The sequence below is a fragment of the Streptomyces sp. NPDC050287 genome, assembly GCF_044459385.1.
Lineage (GTDB): Bacteria > Actinomycetota > Actinomycetes > Streptomycetales > Streptomycetaceae > Streptomyces.
Genome location: NZ_JBITIY010000003.1, coordinates 942,348 through 966,206, shown reverse-complemented (window position 1 = coordinate 966,206; position 23,859 = coordinate 942,348). Strand labels below are relative to the sequence as shown.

Annotated in this window: 23 protein-coding genes and 3 pseudogenes; 11 read left to right on the top strand and 15 right to left on the bottom strand. The window is 68.3% G+C overall.

Annotated elements, in window-relative coordinates; translation table 11 throughout:
• Window positions 1-32 precede the first annotated feature (32 nt).
• Window positions 33-371, top strand: coding sequence for a hypothetical protein (locus ACIBK3_RS14785; protein ID WP_386347184.1), 339 nt, complete (start codon window positions 33-35; stop codon window positions 369-371).
• Between the two features lie 64 nt (window positions 372-435).
• Here ACIBK3_RS14785 and ACIBK3_RS14780 read toward each other — a convergent pair whose 3' ends face one another.
• Genes ACIBK3_RS14780 through ACIBK3_RS14750 form a run of 7 tightly spaced genes read right to left on the bottom strand, consistent with a single transcriptional unit; the run spans window position 436 to window position 7,306 of the window.
• Entirely contained in the window at window positions 436-2,034 is a 1,599-nt protein-coding gene (locus ACIBK3_RS14780; protein WP_399365443.1) for a long-chain-fatty-acid--CoA ligase, read from the bottom strand.
• A 20-nt stretch (window positions 2,035-2,054) separates the two neighbouring features.
• Window positions 2,055-2,891, bottom strand: a complete 837-nt coding sequence (gene hcaB, locus ACIBK3_RS14775) for a 3-(cis-5,6-dihydroxycyclohexa-1,3-dien-1-yl)propanoate dehydrogenase (RefSeq protein WP_053740133.1) — start codon at window positions 2,889-2,891, stop codon at window positions 2,055-2,057.
• Window positions 2,888-3,745 (bottom strand): alpha/beta fold hydrolase, encoded by an 858-nt coding sequence (locus tag ACIBK3_RS14770; protein ID WP_393415807.1) that lies wholly within the window; start codon window positions 3,743-3,745, stop codon window positions 2,888-2,890. The genes hcaB and ACIBK3_RS14770 overlap by 4 nt, the downstream gene beginning before the upstream one ends.
• Before the next feature lie 29 nt (window positions 3,746-3,774).
• Window positions 3,775-4,350 carry a 3-phenylpropionate/cinnamic acid dioxygenase subunit beta gene (locus tag ACIBK3_RS14765; protein ID WP_399365440.1) on the bottom strand — a complete coding sequence of 192 codons (576 nt, stop codon included), beginning with the start codon at window positions 4,348-4,350 and terminating at the stop codon, window positions 3,775-3,777.
• A gap of 60 nt (window positions 4,351-4,410) precedes the next feature.
• Complete coding sequence (locus ACIBK3_RS14760) at window positions 4,411-5,625, bottom strand: NAD(P)/FAD-dependent oxidoreductase (RefSeq protein WP_399365438.1); 1,215 nt, start codon at window positions 5,623-5,625, stop codon at window positions 4,411-4,413.
• Window positions 5,622-5,957, bottom strand: a complete 336-nt coding sequence (locus ACIBK3_RS14755; RefSeq protein WP_399365436.1) for a non-heme iron oxygenase ferredoxin subunit — start codon at window positions 5,955-5,957, stop codon at window positions 5,622-5,624. The genes ACIBK3_RS14760 and ACIBK3_RS14755 overlap by 4 nt, the downstream gene beginning before the upstream one ends.
• Complete coding sequence (locus ACIBK3_RS14750) at window positions 5,954-7,306, bottom strand: SRPBCC family protein (RefSeq protein ID WP_399365434.1); 1,353 nt, start codon at window positions 7,304-7,306, stop codon at window positions 5,954-5,956. Before ACIBK3_RS14750 ends, ACIBK3_RS14755 begins: the two co-directional genes overlap by 4 nt.
• Before the next feature lie 101 nt (window positions 7,307-7,407).
• On the opposite strand from ACIBK3_RS14750, the gene ACIBK3_RS14745 reads away from it, so the two are divergent.
• Genes ACIBK3_RS14745 through dmpG form a run of 5 tightly spaced genes read left to right on the top strand, consistent with a single transcriptional unit; the run spans window position 7,408 to window position 12,114 of the window.
• Entirely contained in the window at window positions 7,408-8,391 is a 984-nt protein-coding gene (locus ACIBK3_RS14745) for a zinc-binding dehydrogenase (RefSeq protein ID WP_399365433.1), read from the top strand.
• Window positions 8,388-9,335 carry a 3-carboxyethylcatechol 2,3-dioxygenase gene (locus ACIBK3_RS14740; protein ID WP_053740127.1) on the top strand — a complete coding sequence of 316 codons (948 nt, stop codon included), beginning with the start codon at window positions 8,388-8,390 and terminating at the stop codon, window positions 9,333-9,335. The genes ACIBK3_RS14745 and ACIBK3_RS14740 overlap by 4 nt, the downstream gene beginning before the upstream one ends.
• Window positions 9,332-10,132 (top strand): 2-keto-4-pentenoate hydratase, encoded by an 801-nt coding sequence (locus tag ACIBK3_RS14735; protein WP_165264703.1) that lies wholly within the window; start codon window positions 9,332-9,334, stop codon window positions 10,130-10,132. Before ACIBK3_RS14740 ends, ACIBK3_RS14735 begins: the two co-directional genes overlap by 4 nt.
• A gap of 18 nt (window positions 10,133-10,150) precedes the next feature.
• The gene (locus tag ACIBK3_RS14730; RefSeq protein ID WP_165264712.1) at window positions 10,151-11,095 is read left to right on the top strand and encodes an acetaldehyde dehydrogenase (acetylating); all 945 of its coding nucleotides are present in this window, start codon (window positions 10,151-10,153) and stop codon (window positions 11,093-11,095) included.
• Entirely contained in the window at window positions 11,092-12,114 is a 1,023-nt protein-coding gene (gene dmpG / locus ACIBK3_RS14725) for a 4-hydroxy-2-oxovalerate aldolase (protein WP_399365430.1), read from the top strand. Before ACIBK3_RS14730 ends, dmpG begins: the two co-directional genes overlap by 4 nt.
• An 89-nt stretch (window positions 12,115-12,203) precedes the next feature.
• Here the strand turns inward: dmpG and ACIBK3_RS14720 are convergent, their stop codons facing one another.
• Entirely contained in the window at window positions 12,204-12,977 is a 774-nt protein-coding gene (locus tag ACIBK3_RS14720) for an IclR family transcriptional regulator (protein WP_399365428.1), read from the bottom strand.
• Between the two features lie 108 nt (window positions 12,978-13,085).
• On the opposite strand from ACIBK3_RS14720, the gene ACIBK3_RS14715 reads away from it, so the two are divergent.
• Window positions 13,086-13,730: a helix-turn-helix domain-containing protein gene (locus ACIBK3_RS14715; RefSeq protein WP_399365426.1), complete on the top strand. Its 645-nt coding sequence runs from the start codon at window positions 13,086-13,088 to the stop codon at window positions 13,728-13,730.
• 98 nt (window positions 13,731-13,828) lie between these two features.
• On the opposite strand, the pseudogene ACIBK3_RS14710 reads toward ACIBK3_RS14715, so the two are convergent.
• The 3 genes and pseudogenes from ACIBK3_RS14710 to ACIBK3_RS14700 form a co-directional block, all read right to left on the bottom strand.
• Window positions 13,829-14,056, bottom strand: a pseudogene (locus tag ACIBK3_RS14710) (succinyl-CoA--3-ketoacid-CoA transferase); the annotation flags it as partial.
• A gap of 29 nt (window positions 14,057-14,085) precedes the next feature.
• Window positions 14,086-15,273 carry a PucR family transcriptional regulator gene (locus tag ACIBK3_RS14705; protein ID WP_399365424.1) on the bottom strand — a complete coding sequence of 396 codons (1,188 nt, stop codon included), beginning with the start codon at window positions 15,271-15,273 and terminating at the stop codon, window positions 14,086-14,088.
• Between the two features lie 39 nt (window positions 15,274-15,312).
• On the bottom strand, window positions 15,313-15,807 hold the full coding sequence (locus ACIBK3_RS14700; RefSeq protein WP_399365422.1) for a group II intron maturase-specific domain-containing protein: 495 nt from the start codon (window positions 15,805-15,807) through the stop codon (window positions 15,313-15,315).
• Window positions 15,808-16,237: 430 nt separating this feature from the next.
• On the opposite strand from ACIBK3_RS14700, the gene ACIBK3_RS14695 reads away from it, so the two are divergent.
• Window positions 16,238-17,170, top strand: coding sequence for an alpha/beta hydrolase (locus tag ACIBK3_RS14695; protein WP_399365420.1), 933 nt, complete (start codon window positions 16,238-16,240; stop codon window positions 17,168-17,170).
• A gap of 458 nt (window positions 17,171-17,628) precedes the next feature.
• On the opposite strand, the gene ACIBK3_RS14690 is transcribed toward ACIBK3_RS14695, so the two are convergent.
• On the bottom strand, window positions 17,629-17,787 hold the full coding sequence (locus ACIBK3_RS14690) for a hypothetical protein (protein ID WP_159049434.1): 159 nt from the start codon (window positions 17,785-17,787) through the stop codon (window positions 17,629-17,631).
• 73 nt (window positions 17,788-17,860) lie between these two features.
• On the opposite strand from ACIBK3_RS14690, the pseudogene ACIBK3_RS14685 reads away from it, so the two are divergent.
• Window positions 17,861-18,588 (top strand): annotated as a pseudogene (locus ACIBK3_RS14685) (4-hydroxy-2-oxovalerate aldolase); the annotation flags it as partial.
• 142 nt (window positions 18,589-18,730) lie between these two features.
• On the opposite strand, the gene ACIBK3_RS14680 reads toward ACIBK3_RS14685, so the two are convergent.
• The 3 genes and pseudogenes from ACIBK3_RS14680 to ACIBK3_RS14670 all read right to left on the bottom strand — a co-directional run bounded on the left by ACIBK3_RS14680 (window position 18,731) and on the right by ACIBK3_RS14670 (window position 22,588).
• Window positions 18,731-20,287: a bifunctional 3-(3-hydroxy-phenyl)propionate/3-hydroxycinnamic acid hydroxylase gene (locus ACIBK3_RS14680; RefSeq protein WP_399365418.1), complete on the bottom strand. Its 1,557-nt coding sequence runs from the start codon at window positions 20,285-20,287 to the stop codon at window positions 18,731-18,733.
• Between the two features lie 101 nt (window positions 20,288-20,388).
• A pseudogene (locus ACIBK3_RS14675) lies at window positions 20,389-20,592 on the bottom strand (Zn-dependent oxidoreductase); the annotation flags it as partial.
• Between the two features lie 184 nt (window positions 20,593-20,776).
• Window positions 20,777-22,588 carry a 3-hydroxyacyl-CoA dehydrogenase gene (locus tag ACIBK3_RS14670; protein WP_399365416.1) on the bottom strand — a complete coding sequence of 604 codons (1,812 nt, stop codon included), beginning with the start codon at window positions 22,586-22,588 and terminating at the stop codon, window positions 20,777-20,779.
• A gap of 349 nt (window positions 22,589-22,937) precedes the next feature.
• On the opposite strand from ACIBK3_RS14670, the gene ACIBK3_RS14665 reads away from it, so the two are divergent.
• Window positions 22,938-23,309, top strand: a complete 372-nt coding sequence (locus ACIBK3_RS14665) for an alpha/beta hydrolase family protein (protein ID WP_399365414.1) — start codon at window positions 22,938-22,940, stop codon at window positions 23,307-23,309.
• 141 nt (window positions 23,310-23,450) lie between these two features.
• The gene (locus ACIBK3_RS14660; protein ID WP_399365412.1) at window positions 23,451-23,597 is read left to right on the top strand and encodes a hypothetical protein; all 147 of its coding nucleotides are present in this window, start codon (window positions 23,451-23,453) and stop codon (window positions 23,595-23,597) included.
• Window positions 23,598-23,859 lie beyond the last annotated feature (262 nt).

Genomic DNA, 23,859 nt, shown 5'->3' with positions numbered 1-23,859 from the left:
TCCGTATCGGTGCGTGTGACCCATTCGGGTTCGTGGACCAGAAGGCTCAGCTGCCGGTCCTGGAGGTCGACGTCGACGACGAACCGGAAGCCGACCGCCTCCGCGTGTTGCTGGGCGACGCGGTCTCCCTCCCCCACCGCGTACACCACCCGGCGACAGCGTGGATCAGCTACTCGAACGGCTTCCAGCAGTGTTCGCAGAAGGGCAGGTACCGTCTGTGCGCGCTGATCCGACTCCAGGACGAGTTCCACGTCATGGGCCGCGACGGGATAGGCGTCCCGGAGCCGGCCGGCCGCGCAGCGCTCCACGCGGACGAGGACGTCGGTGTCGCGCCGGCGCAGGCGCAACGTGCCCGTAAGGCGGCTCCATGACTCCCTCGTCGTCTGCCATGTGCCTTCGACGTCCAACTGTGGGAGCGCGGGGATCGAGAGCACGTCAGCCGTCCCTTCCGGCCAGGTGTCGGACGTGGGCCTTGTCGAGCTTGCCGGAGGCATTTCTGGGGACGGCGGGCACGATCGTCAGCCGTCTCGGCAGCTTGTAGCGGGCCAGGCGTCCGGCTGCCCAGGCGTGCACAGCCTCCAGTGTGATCTCCGAGGCCTCCTCCACGCTCACCACCGCCGCCACGGTTTCCCCCCATTGGTCGTCGGGCACTCCGACGACGGCGACGTCGACCACACCGGGCATGGCGGACAGGACGCGCTCGACCTCGGCGGGGTAGACGTTCTCGCCGCCGCTGATGATCATGTCCTTGAGGCGGTCGACGATGTAGAGGTAGCCGTCCTCGTCGAGGTAGCCGATGTCGCCCGAGTGGAACCAGCCGTCCTCGTCGAAGGCCGCCTGGTTCGCCTCGGGGTTGTTCCAGTAGCCGGCGGTGACGTTCGGGCCGCGGACGACGATCTCCCCGCTCTCCCCCGCCTTGACCGGCAGGCCGGTCGCCGCGTCGACGACGCGGACTTCAGTGAAGGGCATGGGTATACCGGCGGAACCCGTTTTCTCCAGGGTGCGTTCGGCCGGCAGGTGGGTGGCGAAAGGAGCGGTCTCGGTCAGTCCCCATGCCTGCTGGAGCAGGATGCCGTGCTGGGCGTAGAGCTCGATCAGGGAAGGCGGCACCGGCGCTCCCGCGACCACGACGGACCGCAGTCGGCTGAGGTCCGCCTGGAAGACGCCGTGAACGCGGGCCAGCGCTGAGAACATCTGGGCCACCCCGAATATGGAGTTCACCTGGTGGGTGACGAGGTCGTCGAGACACGTCTGTGGCTCGAAGCCCCGCCGGATCACCACCGTGCCGCCGCGCACGAGGGTGCGCATCACGAAGCTGTTCAGGGCACCGATGTGGAACAGCGGGGCCGCGGCATACGTGACGTCGCCGCGCCGGGTGTCCAGGCGCAGCTCCACGTTCACTGAGTTCCACCAGATGTTTCCGTGGGTCAGGACGACGCCCTTGGGCGTGCCGGTGGTTCCGGAGGTGAACATGAGCATCGCGGGATCGTTGGCGCCCTTGGCCGGGACACCGGCGGCCGGCTGGGCCGCCCCGAGCAGTGGCGCCCAGGGCTCCCATCCCGGCGCCCCCGTCGTCGGGGCTTCCGGGTCGTCGTCCACGAGAAGGAAGCGGGCGAGGCTCGTCCGGCCGCGTACCTTGTCGACGCTCTGCCGGTGCCCCTCCTCGCAGATCAGAGCCGTGGCTCCGCTGCCGTCGAGCACAGCCTCCAGCTCCGCTTCGGCGAGCCGGAAGTTGACCGGCACGAAGACGGCGCCGAGCCGGAACGCGGCCAGCATCGTCACCAGGAAGGAGCTGCTGTTGAGACCGAGGTAGGCGACCCGGTCGCCGTCCGCGACGCCGCCGTCGGCGAGGACTCCGGCCAGGCGGGCAGCCTTGTCGTCAAGTTCGGCGTAGGTGAGGTCACCCCCGGGGTAGCGGATGACGACGGTGTCACCGTGGTAGCGGGCGTTGCGTTCGACCGCGGCGGCAGGGTTCAGGTCGACCCGCAGGCCGGAGTTGGCCGGGTGCGGGGTCACGGCTGAGAGCGTGGTCACGAGCGGCTCCTCGTTGAGCTTCAGAGATGGTCGCCGCCGGCGGCGGTCGCGAACCCGCGTACGCCGATGCCGCCGTCGACGGTGATCGCGTGCCCGGTGATCGGGCCGCTTTGGGCACGGGAGGCGAGCAGCACGTACGGCCCGGTGAAGTCGCGGGGGTCGGTGCTGCAGTCGTGCAGGGGGATGGGCGGCGGCGGGGAGCCCGGTGCCTTCTTCGCGAACGATGCCGAGATCGAGCGGTCGGCGAGCGCCAGCGCTGAGGGGCCGCGCAGGTCGGTGTTCATGCCACCGCAGGCGACACCGTTGACACGGACTTTGGGGGCCAGCTCGTAGGCGAGCTCGCGCATCAGGCCGAGGCAGGCGTGCTTGCTGGCGGTATAGAGCGGGCCGCCTCCGTTCACGTAGAAGGAGGCGTTGGACAACGTCATCACAATACTGCCGCGGGTCTTCACCAGCTCGCGCCAGGCGGCCTCGGCGGCCAGGAGGTAGCCCTTGACGTTGACGGAGAAGATCTCGTCGAAGGCCGTGTGCAGTTCCCCGCCGGTGAGACGGGTGAGCTGTCGCTGGTAGTCCCAGACGCCCGCGTTGGTGACGAGTGTGTCGAGTTTGCCGAAGCGTTCGACGGTCTGCTCGACGGCGGCGTGCATGGCCTCGCTGTCGCGGACGTCGGCCGTGACAGTGTGGATCCGCTCCGGGTCGGCGGCCTGGCGTACGACGTCGTCGAGCCGGTCCTTGTCCCGGCCGAGGATCGTGACGGAGGCGCCCTCGGCGAGGAAGCGTTCGGCGACCGCGCGGCCGATGCCGGAGCCGCCGCCGGTGATCAGCGCCGCGTACCCGTCCAGCCAGCCGCCACTCATGATCGCTCCGTGAGGAAGCCGGTGATCAGTTCCTCGAACTCGCGCTGCCGCTCCATCTGTACCCAGTGGCCGCAGCGGCCGAAGACGTGCAGTTGTACGTCGCGGATGTGCTTGAGCAGGAGCTGGGCGCCGTCGAGGGTGATGGTGCGGTCGTCGCGGCCCCACAGCAGCAGCGTCGGCGCCTTGATCCTGTGCAGGTCGCGCCAGAGCGGGTCCATGCCGCCGCGCTTGGCGAACGCGGCGTTGTAGTGGTGGTAGAAGGCGCTGTGGCTCTCGTCCAGGGAGGCCTCGTAGCGGGCGCGGACAACGTCCTCGCCGAACTGCCTGTGGTCGAAGACCATGGTGCGGATGAACGCGGCCATCTTCTTCTCGCTGGGCCCGCCGCCATTGTAGTAGCGGAACATCTCCTTCTGGCCCTCGGTGGGCGTGGGGCCGAAGGGCAGCCAGCCCCCGCCGGGCGCCATGAGGACGAGCCCGGTCACCCGCTCGGGGCGCTGCTGGGCCATGGCGATGGCGGCGGCCCCGCCCAGGCTGTTGCCCAACAGGTGGAAGGTGTCGATGCCGAGCGAGTCGAGTGCCTGGTACAACGCGTCGACCGTGATCTCGGTGATCGACCGCTTCTCCAGGTCCTCTTCGGTGGGCCGGTAGCTGCCGCCGAAGCCCGGCTGGTCCGGCAGGACCACACGGAAGTTCCGGGCCAGGGCCTGAAGGTTCTGGTGATAGTTGCTGACGCCGGAGGCGCCGGGCCCGCCGCCGTGCAGCATCACCAGCACGGGGCCTTCACCGGTTTCGGCCACGGTGATCTCACCGAGGGTGGTGGGAACGCGGTGGTGCCTGAGGTCGAGGTCGGTCACGAGGTGTCCCATCAAAGTGGAGCGGCGGCTCAGAAGAACGTCGAGATGTTCTTCGCCAGCAGGATGTTCTGGTCGAGGAGGATGGTTCGGCGGGCGACCTGGAGGCGGCCGCCTGTGGTACGGCGCAGAAGGTCGGTCCGGGAACCGGCGAAGACGTTCTCCTCGCGCTCCAGGCGGTTGCGGTAGACCAGGAACGCCGATTGCGCCCACAGATCGTTCTCGCCGACCCCGTCGTGTTCGGCGGGGTCGGCGTGCCGGACCATCACGTTGGTCACCAGGTGGCGGGTGCGCGACGGCGGGTCCTCGGCCCAGGCCATGCCGGAGTCGAAGCGGCGGATGCGCCAGGCGAGGCTGTCCTTGGTCTCGTCGTAGAAGGCCGCCTCGCCACGTGCCGCGACGGACAGGGACTGCTGGCGGCGCAGGCGGTTGGTGCGCGTGGGCATCCAGTAGTCGAGGTCGTCGGCGAGCAGGTCGAGCCAGTCGGTGTAGCGGCCGGCGTCGAGGAGGTCGGCTTCCTCGTAGTAGAACTGCTCGACCTCGAAGTGGGTGTCGCGGTCGGCGCGGGCGCCAACTTGCGACCGGGTCGGCTCAGTGGTTGTGCTCACGGTGTCATTCGATCCCTTCTCGGACCGGGGGCGGTACGCGCCGTGCCGCTGTGCGGCACATCAGCCGCGGAGCAGCGCGCGCAGGTTCACGGACGGGTCGGCCAGCCGGGCGGCGTCCACGGGGAGGCGGCGGTCGATCATGCGCTGTGCCGCCCGTACGGCCTGCGGGTCGTCCACCGACGCAGCAGCGACCACGTGCCCGTCACGCAGGCCGAAGACCGAGAAGCTGGGATTGTCGAAGGAGCCGCGTACGACCCTCTCGGCGGCCTCGTGCATGTGACCGACACTCTCGAGGTGGCAGCCATGCCGGTCGGACCAGAACCACGGTGCGGTGGGCGCCGGCGGCTCGGCACCGAGAAGGGTGGCCGCCGCGCGGGCCCCGTCCTGCTGGGCCGCCTCCCAGTGCTCGGTGCGTGGCAGGAGGACGCCGTCCAGGCTGGTGCGCGCGGGGTCGCCGACCGCGAGCACGTGCGGGTTGGAAGTGACCTGGTCGGGGCCGACGACGATGCCGCGATCCACCTCCAGCCCTCCTGCGCGGGCGAGTTCGGTGTGCGGCACCATGCCGACGCCAAGCAGCACCGCGTCGAAGAGCCGGGGCTCGGCCGCTCCGGCGAAACGGGCTTCGATGCCGTCGGCGTGGTCGGTGAAGGACTCCACGGTGGCCTGTGCAGTAGCCACGTCGTGGCGGGCGTGCTGCGCGTGCAGCCAGTTGGCCAGCTCCGGGCCGACCGCGGTGGACAGCGGCGCGGCCACGGGGTCCACCAGCAACACCTCGCAGCCGAGCTGTACGGCGGTGGAGGCGGTCTCGGCTCCGATCAGGCCGGCGCCGACGACCAGCAGACGGGCGCCGGGCACGAGTGCCTTGCGCAGCCGGTCGGCGTCGTCGGCGGTGCGCAGCACGTGGACGCGAGTGCTGCCCGCGCCGGGGATGGGCGGGCGGGCGGCGGCGCCTCCGGTGGCGAGCACGACACCGTCGGCGGGCAGCAGGCCGCCGTCGGCGAGTTGGACGGCCCCCTCGCTGGGCCGCAGGGCGGTCACTGTGGTCCGGTTCACCAGCCGGACCCGCTGCTCGTCGTACCACTGCGGGGACTGGAGAGCGATCTGGCCGATGTCCTTGGTGCCGGCGAGGAAGTCCTTGGACAGCGGGGGCCGGTCGTAGGGGAACTCGCCGGCGTCGACGAGGGTGAGGTCGCCGTCGAAGCCGCCCGCGCGCAGGGCGCTGGCCGTGCTGACCCCGGCGACGCCACCGCCCACGATCACCACACGGTTGCTCACGGCGTCTCCCCCGGGAAGAGGTAGACCTCGCCGTTCCGCACCACGACGCGGTGCGGGGAGACGTTCCTGGTCGCGGGCAGCCCCTGGACCTCGCCGTTCTTCAGGCAGAACTTGCTGGAGTGCAGCGGGCACTCGACATAGCCGTCCTCCACCCAGCCGTCGGCCAGCGAGGCGGTCTCGTGGGTGCAGGTGTCGTCCAGGGCGTAGACGATGTCGTCGGTGTCGCGCAGCAGGGCGATGTTGTCGGCCGTTCCGGTGATTGCCTTGTCGATGGCGATGCCCTCGCCCTGCGGGATGTCGTCCAGGGCGGCGACGCGGATGCCGTCACTCATTTTTCGTGCTCCTCGTGCCAGGCGGGGGTGTTCATCAGTTCGCGCCAGCGCCCGTAGAAGGCCCTCCCTGCGGCGTCGCTGTACAGCTCGCTGGTCGTGCCGGGGTGGCGGCCGTCCTCGCGTTCGGAGTCCATGCCCATCTGGTAGTTGAGGGCCACGTTGTTGGTGACGAAACCGTGCGAGATGGCCTGCACCTCGCTCCAGTTCTCACCGTCGTCCTGCTCGAAGATGCCGCTGGGACCGAAGGTGCGCAGGTTGTACAGGCGCTGGGCCTCGCGCACTTCCTCGGGCATCGACGTGTTGACGATGGTCCAGGACCACACCTCCATGCGGTCGGGTCCCTTGGGGTGCCAGACGCGGATGGAGCCGTTGACCGGCAGATAGGAAAAGTTGGGGAAGACGGTGGCGTGGCCGTTGGTCAGTGGGCCCTCCACGCGGGCGTCACCGAGGCGTTCGCGCAGAGCTTCATAGTCCGTCCATTTGTGCACGGTCTGCGCGTCGAAGCGGTTCTTGGGGTGGACCGGGAAGCCGGCGCCGTTGCCATTGGCGTCGGAGTACTGGCGGCCGGTGCGGTGCACGACCTCGGCCTTGGGCGTCTTCCCGGAGGGCGAGAGGACCATGAGCGCCGAGGCGTGGCTCATGTTCACGTGGTACCAGTCGGTGGCGAACTGCTCGGCCGCCAGCTTCCAGTTGCCCTCCAGCACCCACTTGTGGACACCGCCCACCACAACGGTGCCGTGCTCGTCGTGGTCGAGCATCGCGTCCAGGTACCAGGCCATGTCGCCGAGCTGCTCGCGCAGCGGCACCGCGTCGGGGTTCCAGGTGCCGAAGACCAGCCCGCAGTAGGTCTGCACGTGCGGCACTTCCACCAGGCCCCAGTCCTCGGTGCGGAAGGAGTCCGGGTAGCCGTCCTGGTTGGGCACGCTGACCAGTGAACCGTCCAGGTTGTACGACCAGCCGTGGTAGGTGCAGGTGAAGTTGCGGGTGGTGCCGACGTCGGCTCGGCAGACACGGGCGCCGCGGTGCCGGCAGGAGTTGAGGTAGGCCCGGATCCGGCGGTCGCGGTCGAGGGTGACGATGACCGGGTCCTCACCCATGTACGTGGTGAAGAAGTCGCCGGGCTTGTGGAACTGGTCGGTGTGCGCGAGGAACAGCCAGCTCGGTGCGAAGACTCGGCGCAGTTCCTGCCGGTACAGCTCCTGGTCGGTGAAGATCACCCGGTCCAGGAGTCCGCCCTCGGTGTCCACGAGCCCGGAGACGTCGATGGTGCGGGCCAGGTCCGCCGGGCGCCGCAGGGTTCCGCGCGGCGTGGTCGGCGCCCCGCCCTGGGGTTCGTTCGTGGAGGTCATGGCGACAGGCAACAGCAGTACGACAGATCCCTGCCACGGCTCGTTCCGTACGGCGGCACGCTGACTGTCCGCGGACCGTACTGCCGGGGGAGCGTGGCCGCATGCTTGCTGCAACCGCCGTCGCCCAGAGCGCGACCAACCCGCTGGCCGGGCTGGTCCTGGGCGACGTTCCCAAGCCCGAGCCCCGGCCCGGCTGGTCAATCGTCCGCGTCGCGGCGTCCTCACTCAACATGCACGACCTGTGGACGCTGCGCGGGGTCGGCCACCCGCCCGAGCGGCTGCCGATCGTCCTCGGCTGCGACGCCGCGGGCTACGACCAGGACGGCAACGAGGTCCTCGTCCACCCGGTGATCGCTGACCCGGACGCCGGCGACGGCGACGAGACACTCGATCCCGGCCGTGCCCTGCTGTCGGAGCGGCACAACGGCGCGTTCGCCGAATACCTGTCCGTCCCCACCCGCAACCTCGTCCCCAAGCCGTCCTGGCTGACCTTCGACGAGGCCGCCTGCCTGCCGGTCGCATGGGGGACGGCGTACCGGATGCTGTTCACCCAGGCACAGATCCGCGCGGGCGACCGGGTGTTGGTGCAGGGCGCCGGCGGCGGGGTCGCCTCGGCCGCAATCAAGCTGGCGGTGGCTGCGGGTGCCGTGGTGTATGCCACCAGCCGCAGCGTCGACAAGCGGGCACAGGCCGAGTCCTGGGGTGCGCGCAAGGCCGTACCCACCGGCGAGCGGTTGCCCGAGCGGGTGGATGTCGTGGTGGAGACGGTCGGCGAGGCGACCTGGGCCCACTCGATGCGCTCCCTGCGTCCCGGCGGCACCATCGTGATCGCGGGTGCCACCAGCGGCACTAACCCGCCCGCAGACCTGGCCCGGATCTTCTACCTCCAGCAGCGCATCCTCGGCTCGACCGGCTGCACCCGCAGCGAGCTCGTCGGACTGCTGAAGCTGATGGACGGCACCGGTGTGCGCCCAGTGATCCATCGCACGTTGCCGCTGGACGAGATCCACAAGGGCTTCCAGCTCATGATCGACGGGCGGCTCACCGGGAAGCTCGTCATCCGCCCCCAGGGAGAACCGTCGTGAACGCTGCCGCCATAGGGCTGTCCCACTCCCCCCTCATCGGCAAGAACGACCCCGCTGCAGAGGTGGTCGCCTCCGTCGACGAGGCCGTCGAGACGGCACGCGGCTTCGTGCGCGCCTTCGATCCCGACCTGGTCGTCCTGTACGCCCCGGACCACTACAACGGCTTCTTCTACAAGGAGATGCCCCCCTTCTGCCTGGGCACGGACGCGCACGCGGTCGGCGACTTCGGCTCGAGCGCCGGCCCGGTGTCGGTCGACACCGACGCCGCCCGGACGCTGGCCCGCGGCGTCCTGGACCGAGGCATCGATCTGACCGTCTCGGCCCGCATGACCGTGGATCACGGTTTCGTCCAGCCCCTGGAGGTCCTCTTCGGCGGCATCGACAACGTCCCGGTCGTCCCCGTCTTCGTCAACGGCGTCGCCACACCGCTCGGCCCGGTCGGCCGTATCCGCGCCCTGGGGACCGCGCTCGGCGAGGCCGCCGCTGAACTGGACCGGCGGGTGCTCTTCCTGGGCTCCGGCGGCCTGTCGCACGACCCGCCGGTACCGGTGCTGGAGGGCGCTCCGCCACGGGTAGCCGACGCCCTCATCGAGGGCCGTCCGCCCACGCCCGACCAGCGGGCCCGGGGCGAGCAGCGGGTGATCCAGGCCGGGCACGACTACGCGGCGGGCTCGACCTCGATGGTCCCGATCAACCCCAACTGGGACAACCACGTCCTCGACACCCTGGAAAGCGGCCGCCTCACCGACGTGGACGACTGGACCGTGGAGTGGATGGCCAAGGAGGGCGGCGGCTCCGCGCACGAGGTGCGCACCTGGATCGCCGCGTTCGCCTCGCTCGCCGCCACCGGCTCCTACCGCATGACCTCCCGCTTCTACACCCCGATCCCCGAGTGGATCGCGGGCTTCGCCGTCGCCACGGCAGAACAGGAGCCGACCCGATGACCGACCACGCAGAGGCGATCACCGCCGCCGTCGACCGGCTGCGGACCGCCGCCGAGAAGGGGCAGCCATGCGCCCCGGTCCGCGAACTGCTGGGCACCGCCGACCTCGACGCCGCCTACCGGGTCCAACGCGGTCTGACTGAGCACCGGTTGGCCGCCGGCGCGGTGGTGACCGGCCGCAAGATCGGACTCACCTCGCCGGCCGTGCAGCAGCAACTCGGCGTGGACCAGCCGGACTTCGGGGTCCTCTTCGCCGACATGGACGCCTCCGGCCTCGCTGAGGTGCCCACCTCCCGGCTCTTGCAGCCGAAGGCGGAGGCGGAGATCGCCTTCGTGCTGGCTAAGGACCTGGACCGGGACGATCTCGGCCTGTCCGCCGTCCGCGCGGCCGTCGCCTACGCGGTCCCCGCCCTGGAGATCGTGGACAGCCGCGTCGCCGACTGGGACATCTCTCTGACCGACACCGTCGCCGACAACGCCTCCAGCGGCCTCTACGTCCTCGGCGAGACATGGCTTCCCCTCGACGCGTTCGAACCGCGCGAGGTCACCATGCGCATGTACGCCGACAGCACCCTCGTCTCCGAGGGCAACGGCACCGCCTGTCTCGGCGACCCCCTCAACGCCCTGCTGTGGCTGGCCCGTACGGCCCGCGACTACGGAGACCCGCTGCGCACCGGCCAGGTCGTCCTGTCCGGCGCGCTCGGCCCCATGGTCAGCGTCTCCCCCGGCATGACCGTGTCCGCGGAGATCTCCGGCCTCGGCACGGTCAGCGCCACCTTCACCGCCAACCATTCTTAGGGACCCGTCATGACCGTCATGAAGAAGACGAAAGTGGCCGTGATCGGTTCCGGCAACATCGGAACCGACCTGATGATCAAGATCCTTCGGCTGTCGCAGACGCTGGAGATGGCCGCGCTGGTCGGCATCGACCCCGACTCCGACGGCCTCGCCCGCGCCCGCCGCCTGAAGGTGCCGACGACACACGAGGGCGTGGACGGCCTGATCGCCCTGGACGGCTTCGAGGACATCGACATCGTTTTCGACGCGACCTCGGCGAAGGCGCACGTCGCCAACGCAGCACGGCTGCAGCCGTACGGCAAGACGTTCATCGACCTGACACCGGCGGCGATCGGGCCGTTCGTCATCCCACCAGTCAATCTCGACGCCCACCTGGGCGCCAGGAACGTCAACATGGTCACCTGCGGCGGCCAGGCCACCATCCCGATCGTGCACGCCGTCGCCCGCGTCACCCCGATCCCCTACGCCGAGATCATCGCCTCCATCGCCTCCAAGTCGGCGGGCCCCGGCACCCGGGCGAACATCGACGAGTTCACCGAGACAACCTCCGCGGCCATCGAGAAAGTGGGCGGCGCCGCCCGCGGCAAGGCCATCATCGTCCTCAACCCGGCCGAACCACCGCTCATCATGCGGGACACCGTCTTCTGCCTGATCGGCGACACCGACCACGACGCCATCCGCTCCTCCGTCACCGACATGGTGGCCGAGGTGGCGAAGTACGTGCCCGGCTACCGCCTCAAGCAGGACGTCCAGTTCACCCCCGTACCGGCGGACGAACCCGTACACACCCTGCTGCCCGAAGGAGCGCCCGCGGTGACCACCCGGGTCTCGGTGTTCCTGGAGGTCGAGGGCGCCGCCCACTACCTGCCCGCGTACGCCGGAAACCTCGACATCATGACCTCGGCCGCCCTGCGCACCGCCGAGCGCATCGCTCAGCACGCAGACCAGGGGGCAACGGCATGACCACCGACCTGTATGTCCAGGACGTCACCCTGCGGGACGGCATGCACGCCGTACGGCACCGGATCGCGCCCGCCGACGTGTCCCGGATCGTCGCGGCCCTGGACGCGGCCGGCGTCGACGCGATCGAGGTCGCCCACGGCGACGGCCTGGCGGGCGGCTCGGTCAACTACGGCCCCGGCAGCAACACCGACTGGGAGTGGATCGAGGCCGCCGCCTCCGTCCTGGAGCGCGCCACCCTCACCACGCTGCTGCTGCCCGGCATCGGCACCATCGCCGAGCTCCAACACGCCTATTCCCTCGGCGTGCGGTCCATCCGCATCGCCACCCACTGCACTGAGGCCGACGTTTCGGCCCAGCACATCGCAACGGCCAGGGAACTCGGCATGGACGTCTCCGGGTTCCTGATGCTCAGCCACATGGCCCCCGCCGAGAAGCTGGCCGAGCAGGCCAAGCTCATGGAGTCGTACGGCGCGCACTGCGTGTACGTCACCGACTCCGGCGGTCGGCTCACCATGGACGGCGTCCGCGAACGCGTCCGCGCCTACCGGGACGTGCTGGAGCCGGAGACCCAGATCGGCATCCACGCCCACCAGAACCTCTCCCTGGCGGTGGCCAACTCGGTCGTCGCCGTCGAGGAGGGGGTCACCAGAGTTGACGCCTCCCTGGCCGGGCACGGCGCCGGCGCCGGCAACTGCCCAATCGAGCCCTTCGTCGCGGTCGCCACCCTCCAGGGCTGGAAGCACGGCTGCGACCTGTTCGCTCTCCAGGACGCGGCCGACGATCTCGTACGACCGCTCCAGGACCGCCCGGTCCAGGTCGACCGCGAGACCCTCACCCTCGGCTTCGCCGGCGTCTACTCCAGCTTCCTGCGGCACGCCGAGGCCGCCGCACGGCAGTACGGCGTCGACGTCCGCACCATCCTGCTGGAGGTCGGCCGGCGCGGCCTGGTCGGCGGCCAGGAGGACATGATCGTCGACATCGCACTCGACCTGCTGGAGCGTGAGCCGGCCACGAGGTGAGGCCGGCACCGAAGCATGGAGCGGGCGGCCGGGGACGAGATGTCACCGGCTGCCCGCGCGCGCCTGCTCAAGGCATTCCCGACCCGCCGTCACATCCGCCGGGCCCACGCCTGCGACGCGGCGGCGGCGATGCGGCGGACCTGGCCGCTCACCTGTCGTGTGTCGATGTGCCCGCGCCGACCGGCGACTGACAGCGCCGCCACCGCCCGTCCGCTGCGGCTGAGAACCGGTACTGCCACGCAGGCCAGACCCGGCTGGTACTCCTCGTCGTCGAGGGCCACCCCGGTGCGGCGGATGCGTTCCAACTCAGCGGAGAGCGCCTCGGGTTCGGTGATGGTGCGGTGGGTGAAACGCGGCAGCGGCCGTCGCACCGCCTCTTCGGCCGCGTCGACGTCGAAGGCCAGCAGTGCCTTGCCCACCGCCGTCGCGTGGGCCGGGAGGCGGCCGCCGATGCGTGAGGGCACGGCCGTCGAGCGGTGACCGTACAGCTTGGCGAGGTAGGCGGCGTGGGTGTCGTGGAGCACCGCCAGGTGCACCGTCTCCCGGGTCAGCTCGTACAGGTCGGTCAGGAAGGGCAGCAGGACGTCGCGCACGTGCTCGGCTTCCGGGCCGTGCACCGCTTGTCCCAGGCGGTGCAGGCGCTCGCCGAGTCGGTACCCGGTGCCGTGACGCTCCACGACGCCATTGCGTTCGAGCATCCCCAGCACGCGGTAGGCGGTGGACTTGCTCAGCTGGGCCCTGCGAGCGAGCTCGCTGACGCCGGCTCCCCTGCCGGACCGGTCACCCAGCGCCACGAGAAGACTCACCGCCTTGTCGATGGCGGCCCGGTCGTCACGTACGGCGTCGGCGAGGGTCGCGGTCATGGTCATTCACCTCGGTTCCCATGAGCGGCGTCACTTTCAGTTGACCACTCGGACATCTTTACGTGACAAGAATGCGAACCAGACCCTACGTCCGTCAATAATGACGCCATGCACATTAAAAGTGACACCCCGCGTGAGACCGAACTCGTGGCCCGCAATGTACGGCGCTTCCGGCTGGAGCGGGCGATGTCTTTGGGCGAGCTCGCGCGCCGGTCGGGCCTGTCGAAACAGACCCTGTCCAAGATCGAGCAGGGCTCGGGCAATCCCACGGTCGAGACGCTGTCCCTGCTCGGTGCGGCACTCGACGTCCCGGCGCGCCGACTGCTCACGGAATGGGGCACACCGGTCTACGTACAGCGCCAGGACGAAGGTGCGTGGGCGGACGGGGCCAACTGGACGGAGCGCCTCTTGGACGAGACCTACGGCTCCGGGTATGTCCGCACTCTGCTTCTGCGCCTCGAGCGCAGCGGCAAAGCCCCGGAAGTGGTCCCGCCCCACGCCTCGGGCACCCTGCACCATGTCTACGTGATTACCGGCAAGCTGCGCACCGGACCGCTCAACGAACCGGTGGACCTGGCCGCGGGCGACTTCGTCCGCTTCCCCGGCGACGTCCCGCACCGGCTCCTCTGCCTCAGTGAACGGGTCGCGGCCCACATGGTGACCACGATCCCCCAGGTCCGACAGTTCGGCCCGACCATCACCAGGGGAGTCACAGCGGCAATGGGCGACGCGTCCCCAGATTCCGTCGCGTAGCCCCGGGGAGGCGATCTGAGCAAGCGGACGCGTGGTGACCGAAGCGCGCGGACCGGAGCGAACCCACCGCCACCAACGGTCTACCGACCCCGCGGTACCCCGAGCGCCGCCGCAGCCCGCTCCCGTGGGTGGCCAGCCCGACCGAGGCGGCGTAACCCGTCGACGGAAGCAGCCACACGAACGCTCCCTGCCGCTCGAACTCCTGTTCGCCCGATGTAGGAGCCGGTCACCCGGGCAATCCGCTCGGCGGCGAGCAGCACGGCCAGCCCGGTCTCCATCGCCCCGCAGTTGTTGGAGACCATGCTGAGACCGCCGACCCCGCGCTCTGACGTGCAGCTTTCACGATGCACCGTGCTCACTCGTACTGGAGGTTCAGCCAGTGCATCGCGTCCAGGGCGATGCCGACATTGGTGCCGTGCCGGTCCAGGGTGACGGGAAGGCGGTCCTGGGCGCGTCGAATGCGTTGCAGGACCGTGTTTCGGTGGGCGAACAGAAGCTCTGCTGTCCGCGATGCGTTGTACCGCTGGTGGATGAACATCCGCAGTGTGTCACGTAGTTCCTGTGGACCCGAGGCGAGCGGGCCGAGAATGGCGTGAATGAACTCGCGCAGCCGGGCGTCGTCTCGGGCCAGCAAGAGGACGGCCGCGACCTCGTCATAGAAGGCGACCTGGTGGGCGTTGTGGGTCTGCACCAGCCGCTGGGTCTCGACCGCACGGTCGTGGGTGCGTCGGAAGCCGTCCACCCCCTCGTCCAGAGAGCCGATCGCAAGCCTGACGTCGCGGTAAGGGGCTACGGCTGCCTCGAGCGCCTCGGGCGAAACCGGGATTCCGGGCGTCAGCCACAGCCACAGCGACGAAGCACTGGCCTGGACGAGCAGTTGGTTCCTGGACTCCGCGACCCGGCCGAGCCGGCTCGCGACCTGCACGAGTGTCTCGCGATCGGCGACCTGTGCTGGCGCCCAGAGGATCACGCCCAGGTGTTTGGCCCGCAGCGGGTATCCGAGTCTCTGGTCAACAGCGGTCGCGGGAACCGGTGCCCCGCCCAGGATGAGATTGATCAGCTCAAGGCGTCTCACGTGCTGGTCGCCCGACAGAGCTGCGCGCTCCTGCTCGAGGATGTCGATCAGGGCACTGACCGTGCCCTCGATCCAGAACGACAGTGAGCGGGAGGCCCGGTCAAGAGCAGGCAGCAGGACGTCTGGTTCGTCGCACAGCGAAAAGGCGATCTTCATCCAGATGGACCACATCACCTGCTGGCCGGCGTGGTACGAGGCGCGGAAGGTGTCCTCCTCGCCCCAGCGATATCCATCGCGAGCGATGCCGACGATCTGGCTGGTCAGATTGGGCTCGACGTCCCGCTGCGGGTCTTCGTACATTGAGCGTGCCCAATGCTGGGCGTTGGCCCGGGTGGCCTCACCTATCGCCTCTGCAATGGAGGGGTCCGATCCGAAGCGGCGGTCGGTGGCGTTGGCGACAGCTTCCTGGATAGGCCGCAAGAGGGTCGGATCGGCCAGGAGCACCTTGGACGTGTTGCGCAGCAACACATCCGTAGCGCCCCGCAAACTGCTGCTCGGCATTGGTAGTCAGGGGCGCCGGTGCCGCCGCCTGGCGGTCCGGGTTCCCCATCCCCCTTTCAATCCGTACGTGCGGTTTTCCCGCATATGGCGTGCCGACGGTCTTCTATGCATGGTTACGCTGCCTTCGGGTAGCGGATGGTGCCCATGAGCTGGTGAAGCCCCTGGTCGTGGAACCAGGTCCGGGTCCAGCGCCCCACCTGTCCGGCGCGTAGGTTGTGGCCCCTGCTTCTTGATCAGAAGCCGTTTCAGCCGCCACGCGACGTACCGGTCGAGCTCGATGAACTTGTCGGCTGCGTTGCCAGTGCGGAAGTAGTTGCCCCACCCCGAAGGAACAGGTGCAGGGCGTCGATGACGTCCTCCAACTTCATCCCGACCCGGCGACGATCGGTGAGGTCCTTGAACCTGACCCGCGCCCGTTTCATCGACCGCTGCGAGGCCAACGGTGCAGGTAGTAGCGGACGACCCGCTTTTATTTCCACAGCCGACCCAACATGCAGGCATGCAGGCATGCAGGTGACAGCCCAGGAAATCGAACCCCTCCCTGCCCGGCCGCAGACGGGTCTCTCCTGCCTCCAGACGAGACCTTGATCATGTGCCATCTCCCCTACCCCGGCAAGACCCGACAGGCGAACCCCGGACCAGGGCCTGCCGGACATGGCCTTCGCAGTGACATGAACGGCTCGGCTCTTTCGCTGCACTTCTGACGAGCCTGCAGAGTTCGCTTAACGCTACGGCCCGCGATCTTGCTCCCTCCGAACCAGGACGCGACACGCAACAATACAAGACCCACCTGTGCAAGTAGCACAGATCACCCGCCCAAGAATGTGCAACCCGACATTGAGTAGCGCCCGTCACTGATCGACCATGAGTGCACCGGTGCTCTCGGCCCGGCCCGCGATCGGACAAAGACGAACGGCGATGGGAGAGTCAGATGACTGGTGTATCAGGGCCTCGGACTGAAGCGCGATTCAGGTCCGGGGACGGCGAGTGCGAAGCCTCGATCTTCCGTCCCGCCGCTTCCGACGATCGAGGGCTCCTGCCGATCGTCGTGCTCGCGCACGGGCTGTCAGGAGTCAAGAGCCTCCGGCTCGACACCTATGCCGAGAGGTTCGCGCGACGCGGCTACCTGGCGATGACGTTCGACTACCGCCACTTCGGCGCGAGCACGGGCGAGCCAAGAGAGTTCGTCGACATCCCGCTGCAGCTGGAGGACTGGCGAAACGCGGTGGCGTTCGCCCGGACCATCGACGGCGCCGACCCCGAGCGTGTGATCCTCTGGGGCACCTCCTTCGCCGGTGGACACGTGATGATCACGGCAGCGGACGACCACCGAGTCGCCGCGGTGATCGCGCAGTGCCCCTTCTCGGACGGAAAGGCCACCGTGAGCACGATGCCTAAGAAGGCAGCCCTGCGCCTGATGCGGACCGCACTGAAGGACCGGGTGGTTGCAATGCTCGGCCGTCCACCGGTGCGCGTGGCCGTCGTCGGAGCCCCAGGTGACGTGGCGGTGATGACGTCCCCGGATTCCCTCCCAGGGTTCCGTGCGATCTACGCGGCCGCAGGGATGCCCTTCGAGATCCCCCAGATTCCAGCTCGGTACATGTTCCAGGTCCCAAGCTACCGGCCCGGTCTTCGCGCGACCGACGTGACGTCGCCGCTGCTGATCTCGCTGTGCGAACGGGACGTGGTGACCCCTGCCAAGGCAACCGAAGAACTGGCTCGCCGCGCGCCGCGGGGCGAGATCAAGCGATACGACGCCAGCCACTTCGACATCTACGTCGGTGACTTGTTCGAGACGGTGGTCGCCGACCAGATCGAGTTCATCGAACGCCACGTGCCCATCGGCACCACCGCACCGCGCTGACGAAGGGTCAGAAGATGGACGCCTCGACGAACGACCGGCTCGGCGAACTCCTGGCCTCGCGCAGCGAAGATCCCCGGCGCCCTTCCGCGGTCTCACGGCGTGCCGACCTGCTGACGGATCGTAGGCCGGGGGCCGGTCGTGGGCGCAGCCGAACCCGGCATCCCGCCGGAGCCAGACCTGCCCGATGATCTACGCCATGGTCATCGGCCGCCGTCCAGCACGAGTACCCAACTCGCCATTCACACCAGACCCGTGACCTGCAACTTCACGATGCACACCGCTCATTGAGCCTGGCGGCGACGCCGCCCACTACCCGTCTGCCAGCAGTGCAAGGCGCCCTCTGGTGAGACGCTGCGAGGGCACATCCAGGGCAATGAGCCTGGGAAACGACGTTGACCCGCGGGACTACGGAGAGAAGTTTTCCCAGGTCAACGCACATTTCCCTGCGAAGCCCCAGGTCAGCCCCCTCCCGCCACCAATCGCTGGGCGTTCGGCAGCGAGGTGCCGTCCGCCAGGGCTTCACAAGCCACCTGGAGTACCTCGGTGCCCAGCTCGGCCGCCGTGAGGTTGGTCAGGGCCGGCAGCCCGATGGTGCAATGGGAGTGCAGTCCCTCCACGGCAGCAGCGGATCGATCCGATCCCACGACACATCGACACTAGCGATAGGACTCGGTGCCGGTCTCGATGAGGGTGGCGTCCCTGGACGACGCGGGTGTCGACGCCATCGAAGTTGCTCATGGCGATGGACTCGCCGGCTCATCGGTGAACTACGGGCCCGGCTCGAACACTGACTGGGAGTGGATCGAGGCGGCCGCCGATGTTCTCGAGCGCGCGCGTCTCACCACGCTTCTCCTCCCGGGAGTCGGCACGATCCACGAGCTGAAGCAGGCTTACCAGATGGGCGTCCGTTCGGTGCGAATAGCCACCCACTGCGCTGAAGCCGACATCTCCGCGCAGCACATCGCTGCAGCTCGCGAGATCGGCATGGATGTCTCGGGTTTCCTGAGGTCGCGAACTCGGTCACGGCTGTGCAGAACGGCGTCCATCGTGTTGACGCATCGCTCGCCGGGCATAGCGCCGGCGCGGGAAACTGCCCGATCGAGCCGTTCATCGCGGTTGCGGACCTGATGGACTTCAAGCACGGCTGCGACCTCTTCGTACTCCAGGACGCCGCCGACGACCTGGTGCGACCGTTGCAGGACCGTCCGGTACGTGTTGACAGGGAGACCCTGACCCTGGGGTACGCCGGCGTGTACTCGTCATTCCTGAGGCACGCGGAAGTTGCCTCTGAGCGCTATGGGGTTGACGTGCGGGACCTGCTGATGGAGTGCGGCCGTCGCGGGCTCGTCGGTGGTCAGGAGGACATGATCTACGACATCGCCCTTACCGAGGTTTCCGCGCCGGAGCACAAGGCATGAGGACGCGCTGATCCTCAGGCAAGCGCGGCTCCGCCCGCGAAGCGAACCTGGCTTGTGCCGCTTGCGGATGCGATCGGCTGTCTTGAGCGCTGCGGGCTCGATGGTTCCCCGGGCCGCGTCCACCACGCGGTCTGGGAGACCATCAGTTGGCAGGGGCGACGGCGGGAAACTCCGGGACCGCCAGACCGCCGACGTCGGTGGCGGCGATGAAGCGGTCCGGTCGTACGGCCAGGACGCGTACGCCACTCTCCTCCAACCACGGGAGCAGCGTTCGTGCGGTGTCGACGCACGTATCGGGTCCGGATGCGTGCGCGTTGGCAGGACTGACTGTCACGTAGCGGGCGCCCAGCCCATCCCACCCATCCTTCTCGGCAGGGCTCAGCACGGTGGCGGGATCAACGCCAGCTCCAAGCAGCACGAAGCCGTCGCCGAGAAAGTCGTCGAGAAGCATTCGCCGGCCGTGCGTCGTGGTGACCAGCGGCTGCGGGATCATCCGACCTACGAGTGAGCCGGACGAGAACTGACCTCGGAGCCAGCCGGCCGCTAGCCGTGGAGTGGAGCGCTCCACAGTCGAGTCCTGTGCACCGGTTCGTGGGGTGAGGCGAGCTTGCTCCTCCGGGGAGAGCTCCTGCTTGATGATGCGGCCGAGCTGTACGGCGAGATCGGTGTAGTAGGCGACGTTCGGGCGCCGCTCTACCTCGTAGGTGTCGAGCCACTGCGGTGACAGCCTCCCGTTGAGCACCCGACCAAGTTTCCAGCCCAGGTCGTGAGCATCACGGATGCCGGACTGCATCCCGGCGCCCGCCCATGGCGGCATCATGTGGGCCGCGTCGCCGGCCAGGAAGACGCGTCCAACTCGCCAGGTGTCCGCCATCCGCGTGTGGTGCTGGTAGAAGGCGTGCTGAAGAATCTCCACGTCATCCTCGGAGACGCCGAGGGCCTGGAGCAGGTTCCAAACCTCCGTGGTGGTCGGATAGTCCGCCGGCGACTCGTCAGGCCGCAGCGGAATCTCCCAACGGTGATTGCCTGCCGAAAGGGCGACGTCCACGGCGGGGCGGTCCTTGTCGGACCAGAAGGTCAGGATGTCGCGGTCGGGCCACCAGCGCTTGACCCGGCAGTCGATGACGACCCACGTCACATTCAGCGTTTCGCCGACCAACCGTGCACCGATCGCCGAACGCGTCTTGGAGGAACCGCCGTCGGCTGCGATGGCATAGCGCGCTCGCACGGATGTCGATCGGCGGGTGGCGACTTCGGTAGCGGTGACGGTCACTCCGTTGGCGTCTTGATTGACGTCCGTGACGTTGTAGCCAAAACGGGTGTCGATCTCAGAACGCTCCTCGGCGCAGGCGCGCAGCTCGGCTTCCAGGGCTGGCTGGTAGATGTTGTAGAAACGCGGTTCCTTGCCGAGGAGCGACGGGGGGTGCTCGACGCGGTAGATCTCAGCGTGGTCGTAGGTCAACCAGCGCGACGCGCGTTGCGGTTCCAGCGTAGGTGCAACCCGGTCGTCGACCCCGAGGGACTGAAAGATCCGCACCGTCCAGTCGTTGACCGTCATGGCCCGCGCTCGCTGGTAGATCCCTTCCTCGCGTTCGAACACGATCGTCGTGGCACTCTCGTGCGCCAGCGACAGGGCCGCCAGGACCCCGGTCGGTCCGTAGCCGATGATCGCCACATCGGCGTCGAACTGGTCGTCCATCTTCATCCTTCTCAATATTCCGTAGATCCCACGGCGATGCTGGTGCTGGGCCGTTACTACGGGTTGGCCGGCCGTTCCTTCTATGAACGCGGAGGTAGTGCCTTCTCAGGCGACCTGGAGGTGGCGTACACGACTGCGCCTGCTGCGAGATCCAGCTCGATGGCAGCAGAGGACACGCCTCCTCCGGTGCCCTGGACCAGGACTTGATCGCCGGCGCGGACCCCGGCTTGGGTAAAGAGCATCCGATACGCCGTGCCCCAGGCGACCGGCATGCAAGCGGCCTCGTCCATGCTGAGCCCGTCCGGCACTGAGTACTCCGCTCCGATCTCGGCGATCTCACTCGCCGTCAGTCGGCGTTGTGGGCCTGTCAGAAATTCAAAGTTCCTGACAGACCCGAGCGTGGAACCTCGACGGCTCCACGCTCGGCCAGGAGGTCTTCACCCGTCTACCAGCGGATCACACCTCGTCCGAGGTCCGTCAACAGCACACCTAGCGGGACACCGGGACGGTCGCGTTCTCGGCGAGCCACTCCGCGGATCGCGCGACGAGCTGCTTGTACCCATCTCCGATGAGGACGGCGTAGTGCTGGCCGTGGTGCTCCTCAAGGAGCTTCGGGCTGCGCACCTGCTCGAAGAACTCGCGGGCGTCCTCAACCCGGGAGATAGTGTCCTCGCTCCCGACGATCAGCAGGAGCGGGGCGGTGATCCTGGCAGCGAACGGCAGCAGCTCAGTCTCGAAGAGGCGACCGAGTGACGTCAGGGACACCTCGTTGCGGTAGCTCGGCAGCCCGTCGAACTGTTTGATGAACTCCGCGCCGATGGGGTCGTCGAACATGACCTCCGGTCCGCCGGGAACACGCTCGCCAGTGGCCTGCAGGACGGGGGACTGGCCGCCGAGCAACTGCTCACGGCGACCTGCCTCGACCGCGGCGTCGACCGCCGGCAGCGCCTCCGGCGGGAACAAATCGCGCGCCGCCAAGCCGCTGATCGGGGCGACGACCGAGACGACACCAGCAACCCGACGGTCGACGCCGGCGACCAGCAGATCGATCATCCCGCCGAGGCTGAACCCCGAAAGGGAAATCCGTCGCTCATCGACGTCGTCGCGATCCGCGAGCAGCGTGATGACGTCCCGGAGATCGCGGGCGAAGAGGAGCGGGTCGACTTCCTGACGCAGGTCTCCACCGCTGTACCCGAACCCGCGGTGGTCGTAGAAGAGGACAGCCAATCCGAGGCTTGTGAACAGGTCAGCGAACCCGTAGTTCCCTTCCGCCACGCTGCCGAGGCCCGAGTGGAAGATGACGACCGGGTGAGGGCCGTCGCCGTCCGGTCGATAGATCCGGCCGTGGAGCTGCACGTCCGGGAGCGAGAAGGTGACGTCTTCGTACATGGGATTCCTCTGAATCATTCCGGTGATCGGGGAGGCGGTTGATCCGCCGACCCTCTCGTCGGCATAGCGGTAGAAGCCCTCACCGGTGCTCCTGCCGAGCTTGCCGTTGTCGATGTACTCCGTCTTGACGAGCTTCGCGAAGCGCTGCTCGACCTCGTTGCCGACCGAGTAGACGTTGTAGACGGTCGTCATGCCGACCATGTCGAGGAGTTGGAACGGCCCAAGAGGCGTGACCATGGAGACACGGAACGCCTCGTCGATCGTCGGCATGTCCGCGACCTCGTTGAGGTAGAGCTCGATGGCCGCGCGCAGGGTCGCGAACAGGATCGTGTTGGCCACATATCCCGGCTGCTCCTTCTGCACCCGGATCGGAATCATGCCCTGTTCCTCAGCGAAGGTGACGACCTGCTGGAAGACGTCCGGGTCGGTGTACTCGGTGCGCATGACCTCGGCGATATTGCGCTGCCAGATGTTGTTCGCGTAATGCAGCGCGAGGAAGCGGTCCGGCCGACCGGTAGCGAGGGCCATCGAGCTGGGCAGAAGGCTCGAGGTGTTGGTCGCGAAGATCGTCTTCTCCGGCGCGGCCGCGCCGACCTTCGCCCAGACGTCGCGCTTGAGCTCAAGGTTCTCCGGCACGGCCTCGATGACGAGATCGGCGTCCTTCACGGCGTCGGCGAAGTCGCTCGTCCCGCGGATCCGCTCGAGCGCGGCCTGCGGGGCATCCGGGCTCGGGAGCTCGACCTCAGAGGCGTAGACGCTGGCCAGCTGAGCGAACCGCTCCTTTGCCCGTTCGAGGGCGGGACCGTCGATGTCCCACACCGTCACCTGGAACCCGCGGAATGCCGTCTGATAAGCGATCTGCGATCCGAGGACTCCCGTTCCCAGCACGGTGATGTTCTTGAAAGTGGTCATGTCAGAAAGCTCCATCGCTTTCGATCGGTGGTGGCCAGTTCGACCTCGCGATCCTTGGCCCGGGGCCGCGGCTCATCGAGTCGTCGCCTCGCGTAAATGTGAACTGGGGCATGCCCCAACGAACTACCGTGCCTTTGTCGTTAGGACCTGCGAGACAACTGTCGACCATCACAGGCGAGCGAACTAATCGTCGTTCCGCAGTGCGGCACACAGATCGGGTCGCCGACCGCAATCCCTGCAGCTTTCGCGAAAGGATCCTCGGCGAGACAGGCTGACGAACAGGCCACGGCCTCCCGCGGCGAACGTCTACGTGCCAGTACCTGAACGTGGTGTCCGCAATTGGAGCGCTGTGCAGCGTCGCCGACTCGAGCGCGAGCACCCGGTGCCGCACTACTGGGACCACGTCAAGTGGGTCTGGGGCTACGACGACCTCGATGAGTTCATCGCTTTCGCTGACACCATCCACCTGGACGGTGTCGTCGAGAGGATCACCGTGCCGTTCCTGATCGTGCACGGGGAGAACGACCGCCAGATCCCACTGGAGTACGCGCAGCGCTCGTACGACCTGGCGGACAACGCGCCGTCGCGCGACCTGCGCATCTTCACCCGCGAGGAAGGTGGCGCCGAGCATGTCGGTCTCGACCACTTTCCGCAGGTCAGCACGTACATCGCCGACTGGGTCAGCGACACCTTCGCCGCACGCGTGCCGGCAGGCTCCTGACCGTCGACCTCTCACGTCTCCCGACGAGAGCGCCATTGTCCACGTACGACGACGTCGACACCTCCAGCCCGTTCTGTACACCAACCGCAGAGGCCGCCATCGCCCAGACGGCAGCGCGGGTGTCCCACAAGGTTCGGTGGGGTGCTGACGAACATCCTCGGCACCATGGACTTCATCGACGACGCCAAGGGCGTCGAGGGAGCCGGCCTCGTCCGGCGCGGAGCGGCTTTCCCGCTGGCCCCTGGCTACGACAGCAACGGCCCGCAGACAGGTGGCGCCGGCGCATGAACCCGATCCACACGATGGTCGACAGGCGTCGACGCCGAGTGCGGCCCGGTCGACCTGCCGCACGGCAACGGCGGAGTTGACGACTGCACCGTGATGGCGGCGATGCTTCAGGGTTGTCGGTCACGACGGCCGGTTGGCTTCATGAGCGCGAGATCGCCGCCGTGGCCACAGACACCTGGGTGTTCGAGGTGCGTCCCCACACGTTCGAGAACGCCTTGCAGCCGTTGCACCACGTGGTCATCCTTCATAAGGCTGTACATCG